Here is a 15509-nt window from a genome sequence, read left to right on the forward strand (position 1 = left end):
TCTAAAGAAGCAAAACGCTGTGCATCAGTACTAATTGCCTTCGTTAACAAGTCAGTTAAATTGATTACTGGCAGCATGGTGGGATGTTTTTGTCTTTTAAGATGTTTTATCAATACAGCGAGATTATGTTGTGTGGTTTTAACAGCCGTCTCCAAATGCACCTTATCCTCACTAGTTAAATAACAAGCCAACCAGCGATAAGCCTCGGTTAAACCAGCAACGTACTGGGTAGAGAAAGCCATGTGCATCAGTAGGGAATTAAACTCCTGTCGACTAAGACGATGAAAAAGTACTTCGTAGCGAATTGCAATTGCTTGCTTGCGGATAGTTTGAAAATCAGCATACAGATTTTGATTACTGATTACTGGGCTGCTTTGCTGTTGGCTAGTAAAAGTCAATGTTAATGCAGCATTCATTTTTTCCAGATAACCAATGAAAATATCGATTATATTGGTTCTTACTGGTAAAAAAATACAGCCAACAAAAATAGCGATTAACGCACCCAAAACCGTATCTAAAATACGCTCCCTCAGTAAAAACAGTGTCCAATCACTAAGTAATGCAAAAAGAAATACCACAAACCCGGTTAATGTAAACACGCCAAGAAGATGATTAATTGGCAATATGTATACAGTAAAAAATACAAAGGTTAAAAGTAAAACCAGAATGAGTGTGTCGTTAGCAGGCAATAAAAAATATAATCCCGTTCCACAAAGACCACCTAAAATCGTCATACTAACCCGCTCAATAGAGCGCTTAATACTTTCCCCCCAAGTCTGCGTCGTTAGAGCCATCGCCGTTAAAATAATCCAATAGCCACGCTCCATCTGAAAATACCAATTTATAACTTCAGCAATCGAGATGGCCATCGCTGCTTGAAAGGCCATTTTTGTTGTATTTCTAATCTGCATTCTCACCCCGCTGTAAACGCAGTATATTTTCATGCAGCAAATTAAAACTAAGCTTTAGATTGAGAAAAACCATCACTAAAGCAGGATCCGTTAGCGGTTCCTGACTTAGTTTTTCCGTAATTTTTGCCATCGAAATTCGACAAGTTTTCGCCGTAACAGAATAATCTTTGTTCATCGTTAATGACGTCAACAACGCTGCAAACTGCCTGTTTATTGAACTCAAAGCAAGGCGTTTCGAGGGCGACAATTGATAATTTTTTACCAGAATAGTCTTATAAGAATCCACCATCATATTAAAAGCATGGATTAATGCATATTCCTGAATCATTATCCCATCAATTAACTTCTCACGCTCATTGATTGCCAGGCCTTGCACTATGGTCTGATTACTGTCTAATAGGCGATGCAACATGTCTCGTACCCGTACAAAAGAAAGCCGGGCAATGTTTCGCGGCGGAACCGGAAACAAAATAGGTCGTCGGCAGGCATTCATGCCTCGCGCTAACGCTTTAAATAATCGATTAGAGTTATTAATAAACAGTTTGGAGTAATTTTCAGGGAAAACAAAAAGAAGAGTCAGTGCACCTGCCACTAAACCAATAATAAATCCATAAATATGCGTCCACCACTCTTTTGTTTGCAACGGTATAACAATAGCCAAAAAACAAAGCGTCCACACTTTCATTGGCGCAACACTGTTACTTAAACCAAAACGCCGCATGTAATTGACTGTAAAACCAAGAACCACTAAAACTATTGGGCATAAATGAGGAAAATCCCGTACCCATAGGCCCATGATAAACGCTGTAAAAAAAGCCAGATCAAACAGGATCACTTGCACAACGCGCGAAATAAACGATTTAGCTATCATCCCTTGCATAGACATACCGCAGGCCAAACCAGTCATTGCTTTGGTAAAATGAGTTTCATCACGGACAAACCATAATGCAATGACAATGGCTAAAACCGTTTTAAAGGCATGCTTCACCCGAAAATAGCCAGGATCAATGTTCCAAAAGAAAATTTGCAGTCGTTTAAAATGATTCACGCTTTTACAAGTACTTTGCTGTGGCAGGTGATTTCGTATTATCCTAGGCTATTTCTTGAAATGATCGCAATCATGACCAAGGTAAAACCTGCAAGCCAATTTATCTTTAACGAAGAAAACCATAGCTATCAATGCGAAGGCTCTTGGTCAGTTCTCCATTTGGATGGATTGGTTGACCGTTTTAAACAAACACCACTGCCCAAGGTAGAAAAAATTACCGTTAGTGGCAGCGAGCTTACCCAATTTGATAGCGCAGGTGCCTTAGCCTTACTCCAGTGTGTGGAGATCCTGAAATCCGATGGTAAGGAAGTAGAACTCGTAAAATTTGCCAAAGAACAAGATTCACTAATAAAGCTCGTGGCTGAAAAGAAAACCAGTCTGGATTACAAACCACCAACCCCGAAGAAAAAAAATATACTGGCGCGACTTGGTGAAGAAACTGTTCATAAATTGCGCCAGGCCGATGGATTCGTCATTTTAATTGGCGACTTAAGCTCCAAACTTTTTGAAGCCTTCGGCTATTGGAAACGTTTTCAATTACCCAGTATTGCTTCCAATGTTGCTTCTGCTGGCATTCAAGCTCTGCCGATTCTTGCTTTGCTGTCTTTCCTAATCGGTATTGTTCTCGCTTATCAGATGGGTTTACAACTACAAACCTATGGAGCCAATATTTTTATTGCTTATTTATCAGGCATGGCTATCTTTCGTGAATTTGCTCCGCTCATTACAGCGATCATTGTGGCAGGAAGGACTAGTTCCGCATTCACCGCCCAGATTGGCAGCATGCAAATCAATGAAGAAGTGGATGCCCTTAAAACAATGGGGCTATCCCCTACAGAATTATTAGTCTTGCCTAAGGTTCTTGGCTTGCTGCTTGTTTTTCCACTGCTAATTTTCTGGGCAGACGTTTTTAGTATCATCGGTGCTATGCTCATGTCCAAATGGATATTGAATGTCGGTTACTTTGATTTCATGGCTCGTTTGAAAGATTCCGTGGGATTAGATCAGCTCCTGTTAGGTTTGTATAAAGCCCCTGCTTTTGCCATTTTGATTGCTCTGGTAGGCTGTTTTCAAGGATTTAGAGTAGAAGCAGATACCATTGGCAGCCAAACCACAAGAAGCGTTGTCCAGTCGTTATTTTTAATTATTGTTGCTGATGCGGCATTCTCCGTTGTTTATAGCTGGATGGGGCTTTAAAAATGAGTGAGCCAGTCATTGAAATTAAAGGATTAAAAAATTATCTCGGTGGGCAGTGGGTGCATTCAGATGTTAATCTCACGGTGAAAAAAGGTGAAATCTTAGCGATTATCGGCGGCAGTGGTAGCGGTAAAACAACCATTTTGCGCAGTCTTCTTATGTTGTTAAAACCTACAGAGGGTTCTCTAAAAGTTTTTGGCCAAGATATTGCAAATTTAACCAATGCAAAGGCAGATGCACTCCGTCGGCGATGGGGCATGTTGTTTCAACACAGTGCTCTTTTCTCGGCAATGACCGTGTTAGAAAATATTGTTTTTCCTATGCAAGAATTCACCACCCTTGACACAAAATTTATGGAACATCTCGCCATGCTTAAGATTTCCTTGGTAGGATTACCTAAAGAGGCTGCCGGAAAATATCCCTCTGAATTAAGTGGTGGAATGCAGCGGCGTGCGGCAGCAGCACGCGCAATTGCCATGGATCCAGAATTATTATTCCTGGATGAGCCCACAACAGGACTTGACCCCCGCAGTGCCAGACAATTTGATGAGCTGATTCTTTTTTTAAGAGACTCGTTGGATCTGACTATTGTGATGATTAGTCATGACGTGGAGTCAATAAAACGAACTACAGATCGAGTCGCCTTTATCGGTGAAGGAAAAATATTAGCTGTCGAGCCAATAGAAGAATTGATAAAAAATCCGCATCCTTTGATTGCCGAATACTTCAGTACCTTTTAAACTGTTTGAGAACGAAAGAATAGGAGTATGTTTATTGGAAGCAAAAACCAACTACACAATAGTCGGCCTGGCAGTGCTAATCCTTCTCGGAGGGCTTATCGCGGCTGGTCTATGGCTATCTGTTGGCTTTGATCAAAAACAATACCGTCTTTATGTGGTTTATATTCATGAAGCAGTTTCAGGATTAAGTGAAGAATCACCTGTTAAATATAATGGTGTGAAGGTTGGCTTTGTAAGAAAAATTACCCTCAATCGCCGCGATCCACAACAAGTTAAAATTCTGCTTAATATTGAAGAAGGAACACCTATCACCACCAGCACCTCGGCTACTTTAATTTCCCAAGGAATTACAGGAACAACTTATGTAGGACTGTCAGCAAGTTCTTCCGATTTAACGCCTTTGGAAAAATTGCCCAGTGAACCTTATCCAATTATTCCAGCTAAACCTTCTCTTTTTAATCAACTCGACAAAGCACTGAAGGATGTATCCGAGAATGTGAATAAAGTAAGTTTGGAAATTAGTCGGATTTTTGATCGTGAAAATGCAAAGTACATCAAAAAGACCTTGGCAAATTTAGAGAGTTTTAGTGGCGTTATCGCCAAGAATGGTAAACACATTGACCAAAGCCTGGAAAATGCCGATATCCTCATAAGAAATCTTACTGACGCAAGTCATCAACTGCCTGAGGTCGTTAGAGATTTAAAGGTTACTGTGAATGCGATGACCAAGGCCGGAGATAAGGTATCCTCCGCAATGGATGCAGGTAAAACAACAATTAACCAAATTTCACAGCAAGCCTTGCCACCCACTATAACACTCATACGTCGTCTTGATACAATTGCTGCTAATCTGGAAAAAGTTAGTAACCAAATGCGCCAAAATCCTGCTGTAGTAATCCGTGGTACAACACCACCTAAACCTGGACCAGGAGAATAATTTTGAACAAATTTGGTCTTATTCTTCTTTTCTGTGCTCACTGTTTACTGACAGCTTGCTCGCCGATTAAAACACCCATTACTAATCAATACAAATTGGCAGCTTTTAGTAATAAGCAATTAGCCGCGAATGCTGCTCATCAATCTATACTTGTTACTACTCCCGATGCCGTTGCAGGCTATCAAACTGAGCAAATGCTTTATATTCAGCAACCGTTTGAACTAGGTAGTTTCGCAAAGAATGCCTGGATTGATCCTCCAGCGGACATGTTGTTTCCACTCATTGTACAAAGTTTACAACGTAGTGGTTATTTTTATGCAGTCGCTTCAACACCGCATTCCGAACAAACCGATTATCGTTTGGACACACAACTCATTGCCTTACAACAAAATTTTTTAAGAAAGCCCAGTGTATTGGATTTAGTTGTTAAAGTAACATTAACCCATGTGAGTGATAATCGAGTGGTCGCATCAAAAGTTATTAGTCAACATGTCTGTTGCCCTATGGACACTCCCTATGGTGGTGTGATTGCCGCCAACCGAGCAACAGAAAATCTTACGGCTGAAGTAACCAATTTTGTTGTAAACCATGTGAAACAGGATCATAGCCATCGATAATTGGCTCATAAGCAGTAGAGACAATAGCGAAATAGACAAAACAATTGTACAATGAGCCGCCATTGCGGCGCTTTAATATTAGTAAACTACGAATAAAAAAAAGGAGATAAGAGGATGAAAGCCAGATCGTTTTTAAAAATGGGACTTGTTGCAGCAAGCATTGTGCTGCTCGCATCCTGTTCGAAAACACCAGGTAGTGCTGACGGTGCAGGTATGAACGGGGGCGCGTCTGCCCATGGTCTGGGACAATTAGGTCGTTTTGCTGGTCAAGAGCCTGGTGAATCCTATACTACTCAGGCACCTCATAACCAAGTTTATTTATTTTCTTATGACGACAGTAGTTTCAATCCTAAGTATACGGCTTCGCTCAACGCGCAATCTGAATACTTAAAAACACATCCAGGCGCACGTGTTCTGCTCGCCGGTCACACTGACGAACGTGGTAGCCGTGAATACAACGTAGCACTGGGTGAGCGTCGCGCTAGTACAGTCGCTGATTTGATGAGAATGGCAGGTGTCAGTAGAAGTCAAATCCGTGTCGTCAGCTATGGTAAAGAGCGGCCTGCAAATTTCGGCCACGACGAAGCTTCTCATATGCAAAACCGTCGTGTTGAATTCACTTACGAGGCTACACGATGATTAAATCCCATCGACTTCTATTAAGTTTGTGCTTTTCTTGTCTTTTGCCGTTACAAGCATTTGCAGAAGCACCTGTAGTTGATGACAGCGAAAATTTTGCAATTCTTGATGAACAACAGGCCGCCATAGAGCAGCCTGTTGCCAAAGCTCAGCTTGAAAATATTGACAATGAGGAAGAAGTTGCTCTCGCAAAAGATAACCGTGACAGCAATGACGATAATGCCGGATTGTTGGATAAAGTTCAGGGTTTGCAACAGGAAATCCAAGAGTTACGCGGTCAATTAGAAGTACAAGCCCATGATTTGAAATTATTACAACAACAACAATTAGCTTTCTATAAAGATTTAGATGCGCGTCTGCGCAATAATGGTTCCGTCAAGCCAGGCCAATCAGCCCAAGCTGAACAACCAAACCAACCAACCGAGTTATCACTTGGCTCGCAAGTAGCTACTCCTCCCAATAATGTGAGTGAAACACCTATAAAGGCTACCCAACAAGAAAAACCAGGCTCGAAAATTGCTGTAACGCCTACTGCTACTCCTGCCCGAACAAATCCCGCTGATGAGCAAATCAGCTACCTCGCGGCCTACGATCTGGTAAAAAACAAGCGCTTTGACGAAGCACTGACTGCGATGCAAGCCTTTGCCACACAATATCCCCAGGGTGGCTACACTGCAAATGCTCATTATTGGCTGGGTGAGCTTTATATGGTTAAAAATAATTATCCCAAAGCAATCGAGCATTTTGAAATCGTATTGCAGCAATTTCCCTCCTCAAGCAAAGCAGCTGCCAGCACGCTCAAAATTGGCTATGCACTGGCTGCCTCAGGTAAAACAGATGACGCAAGAGTGCGTTTACAACAAGTACTAAAAAACTACCCTGATACCCCTACCGCGCATTTGGCAATGAAAAAACTGGAGTTATTAGGCGTCTCATGAAGCAAGTTAGTTCTCAATTACGCATTACAGAAATCTTTTATTCTTTGCAAGGTGAATCAGTTACCGTGGGATTACCCACGGTATTCATTCGCCTCACAGGCTGTCCCCTTCGTTGCCAATACTGTGATACAGCCTATGCTTTTAGTGGTGGTGAGATGCAAAGTTTAACCTCTATCCTGGAGAAAGTGACTTCCTACAATTGTAAACAGGTTTGTGTAACCGGTGGAGAACCTTTGGCACAACCAGGTTGTATCGATTTATTACGTCAACTTTGCGACGCTGGTTTTAGTGTGTCTTTGGAAACAAGTGGGGCACGAGATATTGCTCAAGTTGATAAACGAGTCATGGTCATTATGGATTTGAAAACCCCGGACTCCGGGGAAAGCAAAAAAAACCTATTTGCCAATTTAGCTCATTTAAAGCAAAGTGATCAAATCAAATTTGTATTGTGTAGTCGCGAGGATTACGACTGGGCTTGCCAAATTATAATTGAACACAACCTGTCAGAGCGCGTACAGATTTTATTTTCACCCAGCTGGAATGAATTAAACTCGACTACTCTCGCTGACTGGATAGTAACAGACCGACTACCTGTGCGCTTTCAGCTGCAATTGCATAAAATTCTTTGGAATGATGCACCAGGCCACTAAATGTAAGGAGATTAGGCTATGCAATGGTTCGCCCAAGCACCTGCTAACATTGCCCTGATAAAATACATGGGTAAAAAAGACAATGAGAAAAACATACCGGATAATCCATCATTATCCTATACGCTAAACAACCTCTTAAGTAGTGTCGTACTTGAAAGTCATAGCGGAAAAAAAGATTTTTGGGAACCTTTAGATACCCCGGGCGCTACCCCCTTTGTTTTGTCCCCATTGGGGCAACAACGCTTTCTAGAGCATTTGGCGCGAGTGAAAGCTTACTTTGGTTATAAAGGTGCCTTTATTGTACGCTCAACCAATAATTTTCCACACAGTAGTGGCTTAGCCAGCTCTGCATCAAGTTTTGCAGCATTGACCAAATGTGCTGTACTTGCCTTAAGTGAACTTAGCAAGAAGCCTTTGCTTTCTGTTGAAGAACAAGCGCAATTAAGTCGCCTGGGTTCTGGTTCATCCTGCCGTTCTTTTTTCTCACCCTGGGCTCTTTGGGAAGGGGAAACTGTCGAAGCAATTAATTTGCCTTATACAGAGTTAATCCATCAAGTGATTGTGATCAGCCACGATGAAAAACCTGTGCCTTCCAGTGAAGCTCACGTTCGTGTGAAAAGTAGTAGCCATTACACAACGCGCTGTCAACGAGCGACAGAGAATTTAAAAGTTTTGCGTCATGCGTTAGAAACACAGGATTGGCCAAGTGCTTACCAAATTTGTTGGCGTGAGTTCCAGGATATGCATCAATTATTTACCAGTTGCAAGCAGCCTTTTTCGTATATAACGGAAAAATGTCAGGAAGCATTACGCAGCCTGCAAAACTTCTGGAACCATAACGGGGACGGTCCTATTGTTACGATGGATGCAGGGCCTAATATTCATTTACTCTATCGTCCAGATCAAAGCAAAATGGCACTGCAATTTCAACATGATCATTTAATTGGCAATTACGATGTCTTATGATTTTCAAACAACGACGTATGGCAAATGGATTTTAGCAGGAGAACATGCTGTTTTGCGCGGTCATGGCGCACTTGTTTTTCCTATTCAGGAAAAGAAGCTGACTCTCAGTTACAACTCATCCAACTCTGAACTTAGCGCTGACTATGAAGGTAGCAGTGGCTCAGATATGCACTTGTTGTTTTGGTCTGTACTTGAACAAGGACAGCAGCTGTTAGGTAAGTCACTTAACAGCCTCTCCGGCCATTTTCATTTATATAGTGATATACCCATTGGTGTAGGGATGGGGGCTTCGGCTGCACTTTGTGTGGCTGTAGCGCGCTGGTTTGAAGCGCAACAGGTATTGAGCACGCAATCCATTTATTCTTTTGCAAAAAATCTGGAAAATTTATTTCATGGTCAAAGTAGCGGCCTTGATATTGCGGGTGTTGCTACTGAGACTGGCGTTTATTTTCAGCAAGGGCTATTAAAGCCTATTAAACAGGCTTGGCACCCCCACTGGTTCTTATCCTCTTGCGGACAAATTGGCATCACTTCTCATTGTATCAATCAGGTGCGGGATTTGTGGCAAGCAGATGCCGCTTACGCTGCACAAATTGACAACAAGATGAATGCCAGCGTTATAAAAGCACAACTAGTCCTGGAGCAAGGCGGACCCAACGCCCTGGCAGACCTGGCGCAAGCTATACAACAAAGTGCCGATTGCTTCCGGCAATGGGGGCTTGTCAGTGAAACCTTACAACAACATATGCAGATGTTACTTGACTTAGGCGCCCTGGCTGTTAAACCGACTGGTTCGGGAGGCGGGGGTTATGTAGTGAGCTTATGGGATAAATTACCCCCCATTATGCCGACAGAATTAATTGCTGTTTAACCCTAGAACTCTATTTTCTCATCCTTCAAAGAGAGGGATGAGATCTAACGCATCTTGTAGAACGAGCCCTTAATCAACAAACTGATAATAAACTTCGTTATTCTTAACCATACCTAATTCAGAACGTGCCTGTTCCTCAAGAGCCTGATCACCGCTTTTTAACTCAAGAATATCTGCTTCAATCGCACGATTACGCGCGGCAAGCTTCTCATTTTCCTGCTCTTGGATAGCTAATTTTTTTTCTAAATTAATCCATTGCGATACGCTACCATCACCCAACCATAATTTATATTGCAGGCCGATTAACGCCAATATCAAAATAATAATGATAGATCGCATAGATTAACCAGAGAGAATTGTTTCTTTCCATTATTATATACCGGGCACGATTCGTTTTGCGAACTCTATCGTGCATACCCCATTAGAACTTATTCGGAAACTCCTGAATAACAAGGAGCTGCCGAAGGTAACCCAAGAGTATCAGACTCGTCGGGTTACCAAAACGAATTGACGCTTCAAGCTCGAACTAAAACTGCTTTTCCAGCATAAGGAAGAGCAGCCAACTCATTAATCCTTAATAATTGATTGTATTTGGCTATTCGATCTGTGCGACATAAAGAACCAGTCTTAATTTGACCACAACCGGTCGCAACAGCCAAATCAGCAATAAAAACATCTTCTGTCTCGCCTGAACGATGTGACATTACACAGCGGTAACCATTTGTCTGTGCCAAACGAATAGCCTGTCTGGTTTCGGTTAAAGTTCCAATTTGATTGGGTTTAATCAATATGGCATTTGCCATTTTTTGGCTTATACCTTCTTGTAAAATACGGGTATTCGTTACGAATAAATCATCACCGACTAATTGTATCCGCTCTTTTAGATCAGCAGTCAATTGCTGCCAACCCTGCCAATCATTTTCATCTAAACCATCTTCGATACTGACAATTGGGTAATTGGTTGCCAATTCACGATAATAAGCGATCATTTGCTCGCTACTAAGTATTTTGTTTTCAGAGGCCAGATGATATTGACCATCATGAAATAATTCAGAGGCTGCAACATCAAGAGCAAAAACAATGTCTCGCTTTAATTGATAACCTGTCTGTTCGACTGCCTGGGCTAATATATCAAGAGCCTGACGATTTGATTTAAGATCCGGTGCAAAACCACCTTCGTCACCAACCGCTGTATTTAATCCCTGCTTTTTCAGCACAGACTTCAAGACGTGAAAAATTTCTGTCCCCATCTTCAGCGCTGTCGCAAAATCTGGTGCCCCTACAGGCATCAGCATGAATTCTTGAATATTAACATTATTATCCGCATGTGCCCCACCATTTAAGACATTCATCATAGGCACAGGCATGGTCATCGCTTCGCCTTGATTGAGCGAAATAAATAAAGGTTGTTTACTCGCATTAGCATAAGCTCTGGCACAGGCTAAAGAAACAGCCAAAATTGCATTGGCACCCAGCCGGGACTTATTATCCGTTCCATCTAATTCACAAAGACGTTTATCAATTAATTCCTGTTCTTTGACCGAAGCGCCCTTTAAAGCCTGGTTAATCTCATGATTGATGTATCCCACTGCCCGAGAAACTCCTTTACCAGCATACCGAGTGCTGTCTTCATCACGAAGCTCACAGGCCTCACGACTACCCGTTGAGGCTCCAGAAGGAACACTGGCTCGTCCACATACACCACTTGTCAAAAACACATCGGCTTCAACAGTAGGATTTCCACGTGAATCAAGAATTTCACGCCCTTTAATACTGGCTATTTGCATTTTTTATCCTCAAGGCACTCTACCAACCTTGTTGGCAGAGTAATATTTAGAAAGGAGCTATTGTTTTGCTATAGAGAAGTGTTGTCAAGGTAATAGCCCATGAAGAGGCAAAAACCATCTCTTTATTCTTTATTAATACCGGAAGACTCTTTTTGTACAATCCGAACCTTAATGTATAAAGTAGAGTTTTGTGTATATTGGTTTCCAGCACGAATCACTATTGTATTGGAATCCGCAGGTGCATCCCCCTCTGCGCTAGCCAAAGGGACCCACTGATTTAGAGGCACCATGACCGTTGTATTAACCTGCTGTTCATCAAATTGCTGATTGACTACTTGATTATCTTGTTCGCGAACTCGGCGGACGGTTAATTTTACCCTCTGCCCCTGCAGCACAGGTTCTACTAGCAAACCATTTTGTACTAAACGGCGATCATAAGAAACACCCGTTCCCCAGAAACCGATACCAACAGAACTCAGTACAGGTTGATCTTCCCCTGTACTTACAAAAGCTGACTCGCCATTCATAACAGTGACCGATTGGCGACGGCGTTGCTGGCTCTGAGAAGACGTACTGATAACCATATCATTATCGTTCTGCTGGTTAAGCCAATCTGGATCACCTTGAAAAACTGTGATTTCAAACGTTACGGGTGGTTGATCGAGTTTGTGTAATACCGTACGTAATTGAGTTAAGGTTTGCGGTGTGACTTTTACAACCAAGGTCTGACCAGAACCGGTGATTTGCTCACCCTCTTGGAGAAGGGGTTGAACTAAGCGGATGACGTTATCGGCATTTTGGTAATTTAATTCAATGACTTTCGTGATCATTTGATCAGCCCAAACATTCATTGCTAAAAACAACAAACCAATAAACCATTTTTTCATGGCAACACTCCTTGTTAGCCGATCTTCATCATGAATACCAGACTTCTTTGAAAACTCGCTAGAGAGCGTTGTGCAAAGGAGACACGGAGCCCAGAACCGGCCTGCACGCATAACCAGCACCGTATCGACGAAGCAATTCCCCTCTGTAGTAGAGTTCCGAAGAAGTCTACTTTCAAGTGTAGCAGACTAACAATTGCAGGCTAAATTTTTAAAAAAATAATTTGAACAACAACTTATCAGACGTCTTTCGAAACACGCTGCAGTGAGAGCGGAGCGAGGGGAAATGCCGCGCAGAAATGCAGCGTACAGGCCAATACATGTGGATTCGAGCACTGCATCGGCAAAGCTATGCTCCAATGTAGTTAGAGTTTCGGGAGATGTCTATTTCAGGTTATTTTGCTGATTTTACTTCCTGACAGCAGGATAGCTTATGTAAAACAATTGTTTTGTTCCTGTAAAAGTTTAGTTATAATCGCCCTAATCTTTTTCAAAGATTCATACTTTATGGGTAGCATATTTAACATGTTCGGGCCCTCACCTATCAGGCCTATTGAACAACACATGCGTAAAACACATCAATGTGCAAAACAGCTCTATCCTTTTTTTGAGGCCGTTTTGCTACAAGATTGGGAAACAGCTAACGCCATTAAAGAAAAGATATCCAGCATTGAAAAAGAAGCGGATAGAATTAAGCGGGATTTGCGCTTGCATCTGCCAACTGGCTTGTTTCTACCAGTATCGCGTACTGATTTACTTGAATTGCTTAGTGCCCAGGATCGAATAGCCAATAAAGCAGAAGATATTGCCGGACTCATTATCAGCCGCACAATGGTTATCCCTGAAGCATTAACTGCTGTCTTTATGCCCTTTTTGAATCGTTGCCTGGATGCGTCCAAACAAGCTTGTAAAGCGATTAATGAACTCGATGAACTACTCGAAAGCGGCTTTCGTGGCAGCGAAGTAAAAATCGTTGAAGAAATGATTGTCACTCTAGATGAAATTGAACATGATAGTGACGACATGCTTGCTGATATCAGACATCGTATTTTTGAGCTGGAAAAGGATTTACCTGCCATTGAAGTAGTTTTTCTCTACAAACTGGTCCAATGGATTGGTGACTTGGCTGATCATGCCCAAACGGTGGGTGGTCGGCTACAAATTCTTATTGCTCGGTAGTAATTCCTATGGATTATCCTTTTATTCTGCTTCTCGTTGCCATCGCTTTCTGTTTTTTCATGACTTGGGGAGTTGGCGCAAACGATCTGGCCAATGTAATGAGCACAACGATGGGCTCCAAAGCCGTCACTGTACGGCAGGCAATGATTATTGCCATTGTCTTTGAGTTTGCCGGCGCCTTCCTTGGTGGCAGCGGCGTAACAGAAACCATGCGGGACGGCATTATTACTAGCAGCCAGCTATCAAACCAACCCTTAATTCTGATTGAGGGGATGTTAGGTGTTTTATTAGCCTGTACTGTGTGGATGAATCTTGCAAGTTATCTCGGTGTTCCTGTCTCCATTACAAATGCCCTTGTAGGTTCAATGGTGGGCTTCGGTTCTGTCGTCTTAGGTCCAGACTCGATTCAGTGGCGCCAGGTTTATCATATTGCCATTGGCTGGGTCACTTCCCCTCTGATTGCCGGATTTACTGCCTACGTGCTTTTTATTAGTATCCAACAAGCCATCTTTGTAAAAAGCGACCCCCTCGAAAAAGCAAAATGGTATGTGCCTATTTATCTTTTCATAGTTGGATCGGTTCTGTCTTTTATTACTGTTTTTAAGGGCTTAAATCATTTCGATATCCACCTTAATTTAAAGCAAGATTTAGCGGTTACCCTTGCAACCAGTATTACCATCACCATCATTGGTATGCTCTTTATAAAACGAATCCCTGAAATGCCCCGAATTAGGCGGCGTGAACGTTTTCTTCAAGTGGAGAAATATTTTGCTGTACTTATGGCCTTGACTGCTTGTGCAATGGTTTTCGCGCATGGTTCAAATGATGTTGCCTTGGCTGTAGGTCCATTGAGTATTATTTATACTCTGGTTATGCACGCTGATCAGCCTGTGAGTGCAGCTAATTATCCCGCCTGGATTATCTTACTTGGTTGTGCAGGGGTAGTGATTGGCTTTCTAATGTATGGTAGAAAAGTAATTGAAACGGTAGGTAGTGCAATCACTGCTTTAACACCAAGCCGTGCTTTCGCGGCTACTCTGGCTGCGGCAACCACCGTAGTCGTTGCAACCAGTACTGGTATCCCCGTTTCAGCTACACAAACCTTGGTTGGAGCAGTACTTGGAGTTGGATTAGCACGCGGTATCGGCGCGTTAAACCTCATCGTAATTCGCAATATTTTTATGTCGTGGGTATTAACATTACCGGCAGCCTCGTTGCTGACAATTATGGCTTATAAGGCCTTACATGCTTTTATAGGAATGTGAATCACCGTCAAGCTGATTGCTATGATCCTCCCGCAATTCTGCCAGTTTCATATCAGTCAGTAAGCATTTTAATTCAATAGGCTTTAAAGACACTACTTCATCAACGGTAATTAAGCCTTCACGCAATGCGGCCAGTCCTTTAGGGGTAAGTAAAAATTCCAGGTGGGAAGGAGTTAACATAGTGAGCTGTTCACTGGAAATTAGTTGCTCCCGCAAAGCCTGTAAACCATGCTCCGAAAATAACCATTGCAGATGCGAAAAATCGAGCAATACGATATCTTCGAAAGCAATTAATTTCTCGATAAATAAGGCAATAAACCCTTCCTTTGTACAGATATACTTAAAAAAATCTTCTGGGACAATTTCCAAGTCTACCTTTACAATGATCCCTTCTAAATAAAGAGCCAAGCCATAATTGGAGAACAGGTATTTAGTCAATTTTTCATCCATTTCATCGGTAAGCTCTTTTAATCCCTGACGCTCCTCTTGAGATAACGACCATATTTTATGGAGGCGTTCGGCAAGCTCCAGACCAATTCTCTCATTTAAAACAAACTCCCTTAGTTCTGGACAAAGCTCTTCGATTCTTTCTTTAAAATCCTCAAAAGAAGAGGCACCGGCCTCTTTCCACGTCTTTGCCGATAGACATATCCGCTGCCAATCCTTACAGACAGAAAATACTGTCAGGATATCTTTGCGTGGTAACCAATTGAATAGAGTTAAGGTAATTTCCTCAGGGAGTGGCATTGAACTGCATTAATGATTGAGTTTGTTCAACCATACTTCTTTTTTAAAGAAAGATGCATGGGTAAATTTACCCATAGCAATTCTAGAAATCTCTCACTCCCCGCTCGAAAAAATATTCAAGGAGAGAGGGAGA

General features: G+C 42.1%; 17 protein-coding genes. 11 read left to right on the plus strand and 6 right to left on the minus strand.

Annotated elements, in window-relative coordinates:
* Both Lfee_RS13345 and Lfee_RS13350 read right to left on the minus strand, forming a co-directional pair.
* Window positions 1-911: FUSC family protein (locus tag Lfee_RS13345; RefSeq protein WP_193786965.1), on the minus strand; the 911-nt coding region annotated here is incomplete at its 3' end.
* On the minus strand, window positions 901-1959 hold the full coding sequence (locus Lfee_RS13350) for a hypothetical protein (protein WP_058447496.1): 1059 nt from the start codon (window positions 1957-1959) through the stop codon (window positions 901-903). The genes Lfee_RS13345 and Lfee_RS13350, both read right to left, overlap by 11 nt.
* 72 nt (window positions 1960-2031) lie before the next feature.
* On the opposite strand from Lfee_RS13350, the gene Lfee_RS13355 reads away from it, so the two are divergent.
* The 9 genes from Lfee_RS13355 to Lfee_RS13395 all read left to right on the plus strand — a co-directional run bounded on the left by Lfee_RS13355 (window position 2032) and on the right by Lfee_RS13395 (window position 9514).
* Window positions 2032-3156, plus strand: coding sequence for an MlaE family ABC transporter permease (locus Lfee_RS13355; RefSeq protein ID WP_058448025.1), 1125 nt, complete (start codon window positions 2032-2034; stop codon window positions 3154-3156).
* 2 nt (window positions 3157-3158) lie between these two features.
* Window positions 3159-3896: an ABC transporter ATP-binding protein gene (locus Lfee_RS13360; protein ID WP_058447497.1), complete on the plus strand. Its 738-nt coding sequence runs from the start codon at window positions 3159-3161 to the stop codon at window positions 3894-3896.
* Between the two features lie 34 nt (window positions 3897-3930).
* Complete coding sequence (locus tag Lfee_RS13365) at window positions 3931-4833, plus strand: MlaD family protein (RefSeq protein ID WP_082646660.1); 903 nt, start codon at window positions 3931-3933, stop codon at window positions 4831-4833.
* 2 nt (window positions 4834-4835) lie between these two features.
* Complete coding sequence (locus tag Lfee_RS13370; RefSeq protein WP_058447498.1) at window positions 4836-5450, plus strand: ABC-type transport auxiliary lipoprotein family protein; 615 nt, start codon at window positions 4836-4838, stop codon at window positions 5448-5450.
* Between the two features lie 114 nt (window positions 5451-5564).
* On the plus strand, window positions 5565-6089 hold the full coding sequence (pal, locus tag Lfee_RS13375) for a peptidoglycan-associated lipoprotein Pal (protein ID WP_058447499.1): 525 nt from the start codon (window positions 5565-5567) through the stop codon (window positions 6087-6089).
* A complete protein-coding gene (gene ybgF / locus Lfee_RS13380; protein ID WP_058447500.1) occupies window positions 6086-7027 on the plus strand; it encodes a tol-pal system protein YbgF in 942 nt (313 codons plus the stop codon). Before pal ends, ybgF begins: the two co-directional genes overlap by 4 nt.
* Window positions 7024-7677 (plus strand): 7-carboxy-7-deazaguanine synthase QueE, encoded by a 654-nt coding sequence (gene queE / locus Lfee_RS13385; RefSeq protein ID WP_058447501.1) that lies wholly within the window; start codon window positions 7024-7026, stop codon window positions 7675-7677. The genes ybgF and queE overlap by 4 nt, the downstream gene beginning before the upstream one ends.
* Before the next feature lie 18 nt (window positions 7678-7695).
* A complete protein-coding gene (locus Lfee_RS13390) occupies window positions 7696-8643 on the plus strand; it encodes a GHMP family kinase ATP-binding protein (protein WP_058447502.1) in 948 nt (315 codons plus the stop codon).
* Window positions 8633-9514, plus strand: coding sequence for a mevalonate kinase family protein (locus Lfee_RS13395; protein WP_058447503.1), 882 nt, complete (start codon window positions 8633-8635; stop codon window positions 9512-9514). Before Lfee_RS13390 ends, Lfee_RS13395 begins: the two co-directional genes overlap by 11 nt.
* A 69-nt stretch (window positions 9515-9583) precedes the next feature.
* Here the strand turns inward: Lfee_RS13395 and ftsB are convergent, their stop codons facing one another.
* From ftsB to Lfee_RS13410, 3 genes are all read right to left on the minus strand, one after another.
* A complete protein-coding gene (gene ftsB, locus Lfee_RS13400) occupies window positions 9584-9853 on the minus strand; it encodes a cell division protein FtsB (protein WP_058447504.1) in 270 nt (89 codons plus the stop codon).
* A 176-nt stretch (window positions 9854-10029) separates the two neighbouring features.
* Window positions 10030-11301, minus strand: coding sequence for a phosphopyruvate hydratase (eno, locus tag Lfee_RS13405; protein ID WP_058447505.1), 1272 nt, complete (start codon window positions 11299-11301; stop codon window positions 10030-10032).
* Between the two features lie 122 nt (window positions 11302-11423).
* Complete coding sequence (locus Lfee_RS13410; RefSeq protein WP_058447506.1) at window positions 11424-12188, minus strand: type II/III secretion system protein; 765 nt, start codon at window positions 12186-12188, stop codon at window positions 11424-11426.
* A 504-nt stretch (window positions 12189-12692) separates the two neighbouring features.
* Here Lfee_RS13410 and Lfee_RS13415 point away from each other — a divergent pair.
* Together Lfee_RS13415 and Lfee_RS13420 are read left to right on the plus strand one after the other, a co-directional pair.
* Window positions 12693-13364: a TIGR00153 family protein gene (locus tag Lfee_RS13415; RefSeq protein WP_058447507.1), complete on the plus strand. Its 672-nt coding sequence runs from the start codon at window positions 12693-12695 to the stop codon at window positions 13362-13364.
* An 8-nt stretch (window positions 13365-13372) separates the two neighbouring features.
* Window positions 13373-14629, plus strand: coding sequence for an inorganic phosphate transporter (locus tag Lfee_RS13420; RefSeq protein ID WP_058447508.1), 1257 nt, complete (start codon window positions 13373-13375; stop codon window positions 14627-14629).
* On the opposite strand, the gene Lfee_RS13425 is transcribed toward Lfee_RS13420, so the two are convergent.
* Window positions 14606-15376, minus strand: a complete 771-nt coding sequence (locus tag Lfee_RS13425) for an F-box-like domain-containing protein (protein WP_058447509.1) — start codon at window positions 15374-15376, stop codon at window positions 14606-14608. The two genes, Lfee_RS13420 and Lfee_RS13425, sit on opposite strands and share 24 nt — an antisense overlap.
* Between the last annotated feature and the right edge of the window lie 133 nt (window positions 15377-15509).

It is taken from the genome of Legionella feeleii (genome assembly GCF_001467625.1).
Taxonomy (GTDB): Bacteria; Pseudomonadota; Gammaproteobacteria; order Legionellales; family Legionellaceae; genus Tatlockia; species Tatlockia feeleii.